Origin of the sequence: Planobispora longispora, from assembly GCF_016863135.1 — a bacterium.
Taxonomy (GTDB): Bacteria; Actinomycetota; Actinomycetes; order Streptosporangiales; family Streptosporangiaceae; genus Planobispora; species Planobispora longispora.
In genome coordinates, this window is record NZ_BOOH01000045.1 from 59,830 (window position 1) to 71,528 (window position 11,699).

11 protein-coding genes and 3 tRNA genes are annotated in these 11,699 nt (G+C 69.5%); 3 read left to right on the forward strand and 11 right to left on the reverse strand.

Going from position 1 to position 11,699, the window contains the following annotated elements:
* Positions 1 to 152: 152 nt before the first annotated feature.
* Entirely contained in the window at positions 153 to 797 is a 645-nt protein-coding gene (locus Plo01_RS26825; RefSeq protein ID WP_203893470.1) for a phosphatase PAP2 family protein, read from the forward strand.
* Here the strand turns inward: Plo01_RS26825 and Plo01_RS26830 are convergent.
* From Plo01_RS26830 to Plo01_RS26855, 6 genes are all read right to left on the reverse strand, one after another.
* The gene (locus Plo01_RS26830) at positions 766 to 1,269 is read right to left on the reverse strand and encodes an isochorismatase family protein (protein ID WP_203893471.1); all 504 of its coding nucleotides are present in this window, start codon (positions 1,267 to 1,269) and stop codon (positions 766 to 768) included. The genes Plo01_RS26825 and Plo01_RS26830 overlap by 32 nt on opposite strands.
* Positions 1,270 to 1,534: 265 nt before the next feature.
* Complete coding sequence (locus Plo01_RS26835) at positions 1,535 to 2,179, reverse strand: response regulator (protein ID WP_203893472.1); 645 nt, start codon at positions 2,177 to 2,179, stop codon at positions 1,535 to 1,537.
* A 77-nt stretch (positions 2,180 to 2,256) separates the two neighbouring features.
* Positions 2,257 to 3,429, reverse strand: coding sequence for a sensor histidine kinase (locus Plo01_RS26840; protein WP_203893473.1), 1,173 nt, complete (start codon positions 3,427 to 3,429; stop codon positions 2,257 to 2,259).
* 261 nt (positions 3,430 to 3,690) lie between these two features.
* Positions 3,691 to 4,854 (reverse strand): epoxide hydrolase family protein, encoded by a 1,164-nt coding sequence (locus tag Plo01_RS26845; protein ID WP_203893474.1) that lies wholly within the window; start codon positions 4,852 to 4,854, stop codon positions 3,691 to 3,693.
* Between the two features lie 143 nt (positions 4,855 to 4,997).
* The gene (locus Plo01_RS26850; protein WP_203893475.1) at positions 4,998 to 5,837 is read right to left on the reverse strand and encodes an SDR family oxidoreductase; all 840 of its coding nucleotides are present in this window, start codon (positions 5,835 to 5,837) and stop codon (positions 4,998 to 5,000) included.
* A 138-nt stretch (positions 5,838 to 5,975) separates the two neighbouring features.
* Complete coding sequence (locus tag Plo01_RS26855) at positions 5,976 to 6,431, reverse strand: pyridoxamine 5'-phosphate oxidase family protein (RefSeq protein WP_203893476.1); 456 nt, start codon at positions 6,429 to 6,431, stop codon at positions 5,976 to 5,978.
* A gap of 323 nt (positions 6,432 to 6,754) precedes the next feature.
* On the opposite strand from Plo01_RS26855, the gene Plo01_RS26860 reads away from it, so the two are divergent.
* Positions 6,755 to 7,567: an SAM-dependent methyltransferase gene (locus Plo01_RS26860; RefSeq protein ID WP_203893477.1), complete on the forward strand. Its 813-nt coding sequence runs from the start codon at positions 6,755 to 6,757 to the stop codon at positions 7,565 to 7,567.
* A 222-nt stretch (positions 7,568 to 7,789) separates the two neighbouring features.
* Here Plo01_RS26860 and Plo01_RS26865 read toward each other — a convergent pair whose 3' ends face one another.
* The 5 genes from Plo01_RS26865 to Plo01_RS26885 form a co-directional block, all read right to left on the reverse strand.
* A complete protein-coding gene (locus tag Plo01_RS26865; protein ID WP_203893478.1) occupies positions 7,790 to 8,713 on the reverse strand; it encodes an aminoglycoside phosphotransferase family protein in 924 nt (307 codons plus the stop codon).
* Between the two features lie 486 nt (positions 8,714 to 9,199).
* Positions 9,200 to 9,273: transfer RNA gene (locus Plo01_RS26870), tRNA-Phe, on the reverse strand.
* Between the two features lie 28 nt (positions 9,274 to 9,301).
* Positions 9,302 to 9,376: transfer RNA gene (locus tag Plo01_RS26875), tRNA-Asp, on the reverse strand.
* A 108-nt stretch (positions 9,377 to 9,484) separates the two neighbouring features.
* A tRNA-Glu gene (locus Plo01_RS26880) sits at positions 9,485 to 9,557 on the reverse strand.
* A gap of 96 nt (positions 9,558 to 9,653) precedes the next feature.
* Complete coding sequence (locus Plo01_RS26885; RefSeq protein ID WP_239317131.1) at positions 9,654 to 11,102, reverse strand: metallophosphoesterase family protein; 1,449 nt, start codon at positions 11,100 to 11,102, stop codon at positions 9,654 to 9,656.
* A gap of 149 nt (positions 11,103 to 11,251) precedes the next feature.
* On the opposite strand from Plo01_RS26885, the gene Plo01_RS26890 reads away from it, so the two are divergent.
* A complete protein-coding gene (locus Plo01_RS26890; RefSeq protein WP_203893480.1) occupies positions 11,252 to 11,593 on the forward strand; it encodes a metallopeptidase family protein in 342 nt (113 codons plus the stop codon).
* The last annotated feature ends 106 nt before the right edge of the window (positions 11,594 to 11,699 follow it).

An 11,699-nucleotide genomic window follows, 5' to 3' on the forward strand; every position in this document is an offset into this window, starting at 1 on the left:
AACCTCTGGACGTGTCGCGTACGGAAAACCCGTCGCTTTGATGTGAAGTTGAGCGTTCTCTAGTCCCTTTTTGGGGTAGCTGGGGCACCATGTCGAGGATGCCGATCGATGGCAGGAGCGCTCTCCGCCTCATCCTGTTACCGCTGTCCATCATGGCCGCTCTGACGATCGGCGTCGGCCTGCTGATCACCAAGGTCCTGGAGACGACCACCATCGGCGCCAACGACCAGGGGGTCAACGAGGAACTGGCCGACGGCCGTACGACCTTCTGGAGCGACGTCACGGACGTGCTGTCGAAGCTGTCCGACACACCCGTGATCGTCATAGCCACCGCCGTGCTCGTGGTCGTCTTCCGGCTGGTGTTCAAGCGCTGGAACGAGTCGCTCTTCCTCGTGGTGGCCGTGTGGTCGCAGTCGATCATCTTCCTGCTCTCGACCGTCCTGGCCAAGCGCGACAGGCCCGAGGTCGAGCGGCTGGACCCGGCCCCACCCACCTCCAGCTTCCCCTCCGGGCACACCAGCGCCGCGGTCGCCTTCTACTGCGGTGTGGCCCTGGTGCTGACCCTCCACACCCACCGCTACAAGATCTTGAATGTGCTGTGGTGGCTGGTCGGCCTGGGGATCCCGCTGGGAATCGCCTACTCCCGGATGTACCGCGGCATGCACCACCTGAGCGACGTCGCCTGGGGCTTCCTGCTCGGCCTGGTCTGCGTCGCGGTGGCCGCCAAGGCACTGCTGAGCACGCGGCACACGACCCGGGAGGGAGTCAGAACAACTCGGACGGCGTGGCCACCCTGACGCCCGCCGCGGTCAGCTCCTCTTCAACCTTCCGGGAGATGTCCGCGGCGGGTTCATCCCCGTCATAGGTCGCGTGCGCGCCCCGCACGAGCGTGACCGTGTGCCCCCGTTCCAGGGCGGCCAGGGAGGTCTCGCGAACGCACCACTCGCTCTGCATCCCGGCGACCACGACGGGCGCCGCGGGCGGGAGGAGCCAGGCGAGGCTGGTGCCGGCGAACGCGTTGGGGGCGTGCTTGTCGACCACGTGCTCCCCCGGAAGCAACTCGTGGACCAGCTCCCAGCCCGGCGTCCCGGGGGCGTCGGGGTCGTCCGCCCCACCGTTGTTCCGCACGAAGACCACCGGCATCCCGGTGGCGCGGGCGCGCTTCAGCAACGTGTCGATCGCGGCCGAGATCTCTTCCGCGCCGGGCACCGGTTCGGGAGGCTGAAGCATGTTCCGCTGAACGTCGATGAGGAGCAAGACGGGATTCATATCCGAACTCTAGTTCCCATCCCCTGCTCGGAGAAGCCTTTCCCAAGATCCCACAGTGGCTGCCGGAGATCCACCGAAAGTTCCGGATCCGGCTCGCGACTCCGCCCGCCTCCGCCCGCCTCTGACCGCCCGCCTCTGACCCCACCCGCACCCGTTCGGGTCTGCCCGCCTTTGACCGCCCGCCTTTGGCCACGCCCGCACCCGTCCGGGTCCGCCCGCCTTTGACCGCCCGCCTTTGGCCACGCCCGGGTCTCCCGGGACCGGCTCAGGACTCCAGGAAGCGCAGCACGGCCAGCACTCGCCGGCTGTATCCGGACACGTCCAGGAGCTGGAGCTTGTCGAAGACCGCATTGATGTGCTTCTCCACCGCGCTCTGCGAGACGAACAGCCGGTCGGCGATCGAGGCGTTGGTCAGGCCCTGGGCCATGTGCTCCAGCACCTCCCGCTCCCGTGGGGTGAGCCTGGAGACCGGATCGGCCTGTGTGGTGCGGGCCAGCAGCTGCCGCACCACCTCCGGGTCGAACGCCGCGCCCCCGGCGGCCACCCGCTCCAGCGCGTCCAGGAAGTCTCCGACCTGCGCCACCCGATCCTTGAGCAGGTAGCCGACGCCGTTGACGTCGCCGCTCATCAGCTCGGTGGCGTACTTCTTCTCCACGTACTGCGACAACACCAGCACCCGCGCGCCGGGATGGCGCCGGCGGATCTCCAGAACCGCCCGCAGTCCCTCGTCGGTGTGGGTCGGCGGCATCCGCACGTCCGCCACCACGATGTCGGGCGAGTGCTCTGCCACGGCCGCCATCAGCGCCTCGCCGTCCCCGACCGCGGCCGGAACCTCGTGACCCTCCTCCAGCAGGAGCCGTACCAGCCCCTCGCGCAGCAACGTGGAGTCTTCCGCCAGAACCACCCTCATGACCACCCCGCCACTCTCACGACCATCCCACCGGCCTCATGGCCGTCCCACCACCCTCACGTCACCCCGCCGAGCCCTCACGACCATCCCGCCATCCCAGGCGAGCGCTCCGGCGTCGCGGCCGCCCCGTCCGGTCCGGGCGACCGCTCCCGCGTCATGGCAGCCGAGGCGCAGAGGAGCTCCGCCGTCACCACTGTCGGCCCTCCGGCCGGGCTGATCACGCTGAAGTGCCCGTCCAGCGCGGCGACCCGGCGGGCCAGACCCGACAACCCGCTCCCCGAGAGGACCGCGCCGCCCTTGCCGTCGTCGATCACCTGCACCAGGATCCTGCCTTCCTCCGATGCGACCCGGACGGTGATCAGATCCGCCCCGGCATGCTTCGCCGCGTTCGTCACGGCCTCGCACACCACGAAGTAGGCGGCCGTCTCGACCGTCGTGGTGGGCCGCCCGTCCAGATCGTAGGAGATCCGCACGGGCACGGCGGAGCGCTCGGCCACCCCGGCGAGCGCCTCGCGCAACCCCAGGGAGTCGAGTGCGCTCGGGTAGACCCGCCAGGCCACCTCCCGTAGGTCGGACAGGGCCTGCTGCGCGTCTTCGTGCGCCTGGCGGAGCAGGTCGTCCAGGAGCTCGGGCGAACGGCCGCGCCTGGCCCGGCCGATCAGCATGGCGAGGGCGACGAGGCGTTGCTGCAGCCCGTCGTGCAGGTCACGCTCGATCCTGCGCCGCTCGACGTCCACCGCGGCCACGATCCCGGCGCGGGTCTCGGCCAGCTCGGCGATCCGGCGTTCGAGGATCTCCGTGGGACTGAGCCTGAGAAGGTGGGTCACCAGCCATCGCTCCAGTGTCACCACCCCGGCGATGCCGGTCAGGTTCAGGAACAGCAGGACCGTTCCCAGCACCGCGATGTAGATCACGACCGGCGCGGTCGGCTCGATGCCGTCCGGACTCTCCCCCGCCAGCCAGCCGGTCACCAGCCACAGCCCGGTCCCCGCGCCGACGCCCAGAGTCAGCAGGACCAACCCGCCGAGCACGCCCGCGGCCCAGCGCACGGAGAGATAGCGGTGCGCCCGCACACCGTTGTAGCCGCCCGCCCCCATCCCCAGCCGCCGGGCCTCGAACGAGGCGATCCGGGCCGAGGCCTCCAGCACCTCGGGGCGCAGGCGCGGCAGAGCGAGGCACGGGGTGGCGGCGAGCAGCCAGAGCAGTTCCATGGCCGCGGTGAGCGTCCCCACCAGCAGTGTGAGAACCATCAGGCCGCCACGGCGCAGCCCATCACGAGGCATGGCCGCCCCCGCGCCGCGCCGGTCGCCGTACAACTGGGATCCCCCTCATGGGAAGCAGGTTACGAGGGGGAGCCTCCAGCGGCGATGGGGTCGGCCGCCGGAGGCTCCTGGGGAAAACCGCACCTCTCATGAAGGGGCTTTCAACGGCTGTTCTCGTGGGGCTTTTCAGCGGGACTTCTCACGGACCCGGCGGGCCTTCTCGCGGATTCAGCGGTCCTTCTCGCGGATTCAGCGGTCCTTCTCGCGGAGGGCCCGGAAGAACGCCCGCACGTCCCCGATGAGCAGGTCCGGCTCCTCCATGGCCGCGAAGTGGCCGCCCCGGTCGAACTCGGTCCAGTGCACGATGACCTCGGACCGCTCGGCGAGCTTGCGGACGGACGGCGCGACCTCGTGGGGGAAGATCGCGATGCCGGTCGGGACGGTGGAGACCTCCGGCATGCTCCAGGCGCGCGCGAACTCGTAGTACAGCTGCGCGGACGAGCCGCCCGTGTTGGTCAGCCAGTACAGCGTCACGTTCGTGAGCATCCGGTCGCGGTCGACGGCGTCCTCGGGAACCTTCTCCGAGTCCGTCCACTCCCGGAACTTCTCCACGATCCAGGCCAGCTGCCCGGCCGGGGAGTCGGCCAGGCCGTACGCCAGGGTCTGGGGCCGCGTGGACTGGATCTTCATGTATCCGGACAGGTCGTTCATGAAGCGGTCGAGGCCCTTCAGCCGCTCCCGATCCGTCTCGGTCAGCTCGTCCAGCTCCCCCGGCGCGCCGCTGGGGAAGGTGAGCAGGAAGTTCAGATGGACGCCGATGACGTGCTCGGGATCGACCACTCCGAGGTCGCGGGAGATGCCGGAACCCCAGTCCCCGCCCTGCGCGCCGTACCGCTCGTATCCCAGGCGGCTCATCAGCTCGGCCCATGCCTGGGCGATGCGGCGGATGTTCCAGCCCTGCTCGGTGACGGGGGTGGAGAAGCCGTACCCGGGGATGGACGGGATGACCACGTGGAAGGCGTCCGCGGGGTCGCCGCCGTGGGCGCGGGGGTCGGTGAGCGGCCCGATGACGTCGAGGAACTCCACGATCGATCCGGGCCAGCCGTGCGTGAGGATGAGGGGCGTGGCCTCGGGCTCGGGCGAGCGGACGTGCAGGAAGTGGATGTCCTGGCCGTCGATCGTGGTGACGTACTGGGGGAAGGCGTTGATCTTCGTCTCGTGCTCGCGCCAGTCGTAGGCCGTGGCCCAGTAGTCGACGAGCTCCTCGAGGTAGCTCTGGGGAACACCCCGCTCCCAGCCCACACCCGGCATCTCTCCCGGGAAGCGGGTGCGCAGGAGCCGGTCGCGCAGATCATCCAGATCGGCCTGGGGGATGTCGATGCGGAAGGGGCGGATCGCGGTGTCGTCGCTCATGGGGACAACACTGTCAGCCATCGCGGAAAGGAGCTTTCCTCTATAGGGAAGAAACCTCGACGTATCTCGAAATTCCCGACAAGAGCAACGAGCGCGAGCCACCGTCCCGATGACAGGAGCGGCGTCCCGGGCGGGGCACGGGATCAGCGAGCGTTCCGCAGCAGATCGGCCAGGGAGGTGGCGGGACGACCGGCGACGTCCGGTACGGCGGTGCTGACGCCCTCCATCTCCCCCGCCGCGATGGCGGTGTAGGTCGACACCCAGGCGTCGACCTGCCACGCGGGCGCCCCGTAGGAGGCTCGGAAGGCGTAGGCCTCCTCAAGGGTCTCGGGCCGGTAGGTCACCCGGCGGCCGGTGGCCGAGCCGATGACGGCGGCGATCTCGGCGAAGGTCAGATCCTCCGGCCCGGTCAGGTCGTAGCTCCTTCCCGCGTGACCGCCGGGCGCCCGCACGACGGCGGCGGCGACGTCGGCGATGTCGTCCTGCGCCACGACGGAGACGCGGCCCTGTCCCGCCGGACCTCGGATCACGCCGTCCTCGCCGACCATCGAGGGCAGGAAGTCGGCGTAGAGGTTGTCCCGGAGGAAGGTGAACGGCAGGCCGGTGGCGCGGATGTGCTCCTCGGTGGCCCAGTGGTCACGGGCCAGGGTGAAGGTGGCGGTGGGGGACGCGCCGTAGAAGGAGATGTAGACGAGATGCCCGACGCCCGCGGCGAGCGCGGCGTCGACGAAGGCGCGGTGCCGTTCCACCCGGTCGGGGGTCTCGGCGGCCGAGACCATCAGCACGGCGCCGACGCCGTCGAGGGCCCGGCTCACGGCCTCGGCGTCGCCGTACTCGGCCCGCGCCACCGTCGCGCCCGCCAGCCGCGGCGCACGGGCCGGATCGCGGGCGATCAGCCTCTGCGTGACGCCGGCGGCGGCCAGCCGGTGGGCGACGCGGCCGCCGAGCCGCCCTGTGACGCCGGTGACGGCGATGGTCGTCATGGGACTCCTCCACGGTCGGCGAGCCGTACGCGCCGCCGAGGCACGCGGCCCGACAGAGAGCCGGACACACGTAGTCGGAGCACGCGCTCCGGCAGAGAGCCGGACACGCGCCGCCGGGGCACGCGGCCCGACAGAGAGCTAGACCAGCCAGTTCCCGTCACGCATGAGGTTACGGCCCTTGAGCTCGTTCACCTCTCGCCACGCCTGGACGCCGGTGGGCACGATCCTGAAGTACAGGTAGTCGTCGCCGCTCTTCCTCGGGTCGAACCCGGTCTTCTCCGCGAACGCGTCCGCGAGTTCCTGCGGCATCCGGTCGGAGGGGATCGTCTCGGCCGCGCCGTCGATCATCACCACGTCGCGCGTGACCCCGAGCCCTATCCGGACGCGCCCGTTCGAGCTGAGGTTCCTCCCCGTCGGGGTGGCCAGGGAGGTGGACACGATCAGCGCTCCGTCGTCCCAGAGGAACGAGAGCGGCACCAGGTAGGGATTGCCGTCGTCGTCCGCCGACGCCACCCAGACGTCCACGTCGTGGACCAGCCGGGCAAGCGTGTCACGCCTGCGTTCGTCACCGCTGCGCGGCGGGGGCAAGGTCACCGTTCAATCCTCCAGAGATCGGCAGATGGCGGGATCCTAACCGGACGGCGGAAGCGGACCGGGCCGCACCCCCGTGGCATGAGCCGCCCGGGACGGAATGCCTGGATCCGCTTCCGCCGTCTCTCCCGGGCCACCGCCGGCTCAGGGGCTTCGGTGCGCCCGGCAGGCAGGTCCGAATGCCGGCCCGGCAGGACCCGATGGGACCTGACAGAAAGGGCCGAACGCCCACGATCCACGGAAAAGTCACCATTCAATCTTCGATGCCGTCCTGGGACGGCTAAGTTGATCCGGAGGGAGCTGGATCTCCACGAGAGCGGGAAGCCATGCCGGACGCATCCTCCGAGACGACGCAGAACATCATGGACCGCATCGATCCGAGCGTGCCGCACCCCGCCCGGGTGTACGACTACTGGCTGGGCGGCAAGGACCACTTCGCCTCCGACCGCGCCGTCGGCGACGAGATCCTGGCCGTCATGCCGGGCCTGGTCACCGCCGCCCGCGCCGAACGGGAGTTCCTCGGCCGGAGCGTCCGGCACCTCGCCGGCGACCCGGGCGTCCGGCAGTTCCTCGACGTCGGCACCGGCATCCCCACCGCGAACAACACCCACGAGGTGGCCCAGCGGGTCGCTCCGGAATCCCGGATCGTCTACGTCGACAACGACCCCGTCGTCCTCAACCACGCCCGCGCCCTGCTGCGCAGCACCCCCGAGGGAGCCAGCGCCTACGTCGACGCGGACCTGCGCGAGCCCGAAACGATCCTGGGGCCGGCCGCCGAAACCCTCGACTTCAACCTGCCGATCTCGCTCATGCTGCTGGGCGTCCTGGAGTTCGTCCCCGACCAGGAGCAGGCGCTGGCAGCGGTCGGCGCGCTCGTCGACGCCCTGCCCTCCGGCAGCTACCTGACGATCACCCAGGGCATCCACACCGAGGCCATGGACGCCGCGGCGGCGGCCTGGAACGCCAGCGGGGCCACCCCGATCACTCTGCGCCACCCCGAGGAGATCCTCCGGTTCTTCGACGGCCTGGAGATCCTGGAGCCGGGTCTCGTCCCGCTGCCGCAGTGGCGTCCGGACCCCGACACCCGGTTCACCGACCACGACATCCCGCAGTACGGCGCGGTCGCCCGCAAGCCGTGAGCGGTCGCCCGCAAGCCGTGAACTGAGAACCTCCGTCACAGGCGACGCCGGAGCGATCATGGCGATCCGGGCTCGCGTCTCCCTCAGCTCCTTCGGCGCCCTCGACGACGAACGTGAGCCCCCTGCAGTCCCGGCGGGGCTCCGAGCTGGTCCGGCCCGCAAACGCGAAGCGCCCCTTCAGCACCTGATCCCCCGGCGAAACCGCGGAGGCCATCCCCCTGTTCAGTCCCGCCGCAGCAGCGCCATGGCGATGGCGACCTGGGCGGGTCCGAGGGCGGTCTTGCCGTCTTCGATGTCCCACAGGGCGTTTTGCAGCACGCGGCCGAGCGTCCATCCGACTGCCCGCCCCCGATCGAGGCCGAGGGCCTCGGTCAGCAGGTCGAAGCGGCGCAGCACCGCGCGAGCCACATCACCGGTGGCCTCCGCCTCCTCCCACCGGTTGTCCAGTGCCGGCAGCAACTCGAACCCCGGGTGGCCCGCCAGCGGTTCAGGGTCAATGGCCAGCCAGGGTTCCCGTTCCCCCGCCAGGACGTTGTCGTAGTGCAGGTCCCAGTGCAGCAAGCGGTCGCCGGGTTCGCCGACCAGTTCGGCCACGGCGGACGCGCAGGTGCGCACCAGTCGCCGTTCGCCAGGGTCCTGCAATGCCGGTACGGCCTGCGGGACCCGGTCGAGCATGGCCGCGGCGATGTCGGACAGCCGTCGCAGACCCCCTGGGGCGGGCAACGAGGTCAGGCGGGCCATCAGCCCGGCCAGGATCTGCACGGCCGCATCATCGTCGGCCACCGAGGATAGGGGCCGGGTCGCGTCCAGGCGTTCCAGCAACTGCGTGCCGCTTTTCTCGTCATAGTCGAGCAGGCGCACGATGCCACCGCCTTTCCACGCCCGCAGGCCGGTGGCGGTGCCGGCGGTCTCCTCCCGGAGCTGTTGAAGCTTCAGGACGGCAGGGGTCCCGTCGGCCTGAAGCACCGGCAGGACCAGCGAGGCCATGCCGTACGCGGCCGGGCCGTCGGGCCGCAGTTCCCAGCGGTCCAGGAACTCGCCGCCGAGACGCGGCAGATCGGTGATCCAAGCGCGCGCCTCGGCGCCGTTGGCGGCGTAAGACGCGGCGAACAGGTCGGGAACGTCTATGCGGGTCGACGTGTTCATGAAAGACATCTCCTTCGTGGGTCCGGGGTTGAGCTGCGACGGACGAAGGAGGTCGCGGAGGCGCCCGATCACCGGGCAGGGGTCAAAGCATGCCCTCACCCTACCCGGACGCGGTCAGCGCCGATCAGGGGAATTCACGCGCGCCTGGTGGCTGATCATCTGCGACTCTGTCCGAGATCGTGCGCGTCGCTTCGGCCGTCGATTTCCGAAGCGATCCGCCCGGTCGTCCCGGTCGTCTTCGTCGCCGGGAATGATGAGACCCCGCCCCCGGTGCGCGGTGGAGGCGGGGCAGTGGTCGGCGGGGCGGTCATGGGAAACAACTGCTCGCCCAACCAGTTCGGATCACGAACTCACAGCTCACAGGCTCCCCGAAGTCGAAATGCACCCATATCAACGTAAGAGCTTGCGGCTAAGCGTTACTGTCATTGGAGATCAAAAAGCCCCGCACGATAATCCGTACGGGGCGTTTGTGCTGCTCAGATGATGTGGTCAGGGGCGGGGTCGAACCGCCGACCTTCCGCTTTTCAGGCGGACGCTCGTACCAACTGAGCTACCTGACCTGGATGGTGGGGTTGTCACCTACCAGAGCGGTCCTGACGGGACTTGAACCCGCGACCTCCACCTTGACAGGGTGGCGAGCACTCCAAACTGCTCTACAGGACCTTGCTTCGTTCGGAAGTTTTTCGCTTCCGTCCGTCTTGCCTTGCTTAGCTTACCAGGTCTTCGGAGGCCTTCGACCTGCCGTTTCCCTGGCGAGCTTTCGCTCGGCCGTGCCCCCAACGGGATTCGAACCCGTGTCGCCGCCTTGAAAGGGCGGTGTCCTAGGCCACTAGACGATGGGGGCGTAAGGACTTTCGTCCCACTGCCATTGCCGTCTTCCCGCTGGAGACCTCTGAAGCATAGGGGACTTTCGCCCCCGATGCCAAAGCGGTTTCCCGGCTCACGGCGTCGCGGCGCCTCCGGTCGGTCCCGTCGGGGACGGGCTGATCGTCGGCTCCGGGAAAATTGTACGCCCAGGGTCACTCTCAAGGTGACGTTGGATCTGCACTGACTGCTCGCCGAGTCCCCCGAGGGTGATGTCGTCCCAGGCCCGCAGGCGGCGCGTCTCCCGGTCGAAGTACAGAACCGAGGCCATCACGGGGGTGGGTTCGTCGTGTTCGAGGGCGCGCAGGCCGGCGCCGCCGGTGGAGCCCTGGACGAGGACGCGGGTGCCGGACGGCAGCAGTTCGGTCGAGCGGGCGTGGGCGTGTCCCGCGAGGACCATGGGGACCGTGCCGGAGAAGGACCTGCCGATCGTCGCGTCGTGCACCGCCACCAGGTCGACCTGCCCGAACACCTGGGTGAGGCGGGTGGCGTGCGCCCGCCCCAGGGCGGCGAGGGAGTTGGGATCGGAGTCGACGGCGACGGACTTGTCGGGGGTGAAGCGGGGGTCGCCGAGGCCGTAGATGCGGAGCCCGGCGACGGTCTTGACGGAGTCGTCGAGCACGACCGCGCCCTTCTGCCTGGCCACGGCGCGCTGGGTGGCCTTGGAGTCGTGGTTCCCCCGGACGAAGACGTACGGCACCCCGAGGTTGCCGATCTCCTCGACGAAGTTGTCCTCGGGGCCGGTCCCGTGGTCGGTTATGTCCCCGGTGTCGACGACGACGTCGATCTTGAACTGGGCGGTGATGGAGCGGATGAGGTTCCACGCGATGAGGTTGAGGTGGATGTCGGAGACGTGCAGGACCCGGATCGCGGTGGGGTCGGCGTCGTAGACGGGCAGGGCCGAGACCGTGTCGTACAGCTGCGAGACGTTGTTGACCAGCTTGGCGAGCTGGCCCCGGTACGACTCGAACTTCGTCACGATCGACTCCGCGTCGCCGACCAGGGACGGCGCTCCGGCGAGCAGGCCGGTGTACTGCGGTTCCACCACCGAGTCCGGCCGGTAGGTCATGATGGCCGCCGTACCCACCCCGGCGATCATGACGACGCCGCTCAGCAGGCCCGCCAGCGCCGCCCGGGGGCGGCGGAAGACGATCAGAGAGGCGATCAGGGCCCCCGCCAGCCCGGAGACGACGACCCGGATGATCAGCCGGCCTATGCCCTCGCCCAGTTCCTTCTCCAGCAGGGCGGGGAGCCGGTCGGAGAGCCGGGGGTCCTCCAGCATGGCCCTGGCCCGCTCGGTGTTGATGTTCTCCAGCGTGACGCGCAGGCGTATCGGGGCGTCGTGGGTGTCGAACAGGAGCGTGCCCAGCGGACGGGCGTCGACGACGGTCTCCCCGGTCCAGGACACCTCGGCGGACATGCCCGCCTCCACGGGCCCCACCGTGGCCCGCACGGGGCCTCCCAGGGCGACCCCGAGCCACGCCCCGGCGGCGGCGACGGCCATGATCGCCGTCGCGCGCGCCACCCGTCCCGATACGGCGCGGCGGAACGCTCCGCCCCATCCCGACGTGAAGGTGCGAACGCCCCGGGTCCACCGTCTGAAATCCATGCCCCTCCGCCCGTACTCGACTCCCCAGAAGTCGCTTACCCGGAAAAGCGCGGCAGAATGGCCGTGTGATCGAGGTCTCGAGGGAGAAGTTCGAGGAGCTCGTGGCCGAGGCACTGGACACGATCCCTCCCGAACTGACGAAAGTCATGGACAACGTCGTCGTGGTGGTCGTGGACGATCCGCCCGAGCCGGATCTGCTGGGGCTCTACACCGGCATCCCGCTCACCGAGCGTGGCGACTGGTACGCCGGCGTGCTGCCCGACCGGATCGAGATCTACCGGAATCCGATCTGCGCGATCTGCGACACCGAGGATGACGTGGTGGAGGAGGTGCAGATCACGGTCGTTCATGAGATCGCCCACCATTTCGGCATAGACGATGACCGACTGCACGAGCTGGGCTGGTAGATAAAGCCGCATTACACATGCTCCATCCCATGCCCGATATTTCCTGATGGGGAATTACACGCTGCATGAGTTTGGCCAGTTCAGCTTGCGAAAAGGACTCCCAACG

Bases quoted from the DNA above. Each gene is read 5' to 3' on its own strand.
- Plo01_RS26840 (WP_203893473.1), bottom strand. From the start codon at position 3,429: ATGGTTCTCACACTGCTGGTGGGGACGCTCACCGCGGCCATGGAACTG.
- Plo01_RS26830 (WP_203893471.1), bottom strand. From the start codon at position 1,269: ATGAATCCCGTCTTGCTCCTCATCGACGTTCAGCGGAACATGCTTCAG.
- Plo01_RS26865 (WP_203893478.1), bottom strand. From the start codon at position 8,713: ATGAACACGTCGACCCGCATAGACGTTCCCGACCTGTTCGCCGCGTCT.
- Plo01_RS26845 (WP_203893474.1), bottom strand. From the start codon at position 4,854: ATGAGCGACGACACCGCGATCCGCCCCTTCCGCATCGACATCCCCCAG.
- Plo01_RS26825 (WP_203893470.1), top strand. From the start codon at position 153: ATGGCCGCTCTGACGATCGGCGTCGGCCTGCTGATCACCAAGGTCCTG.
- Plo01_RS26860 (WP_203893477.1), top strand. From the start codon at position 6,755: ATGCCGGACGCATCCTCCGAGACGACGCAGAACATCATGGACCGCATC.
- Plo01_RS26850 (WP_203893475.1), bottom strand. From the start codon at position 5,837: ATGACGACCATCGCCGTCACCGGCGTCACAGGGCGGCTCGGCGGCCGC.
- Plo01_RS26835 (WP_203893472.1), bottom strand. From the start codon at position 2,179: ATGAGGGTGGTTCTGGCGGAAGACTCCACGTTGCTGCGCGAGGGGCTG.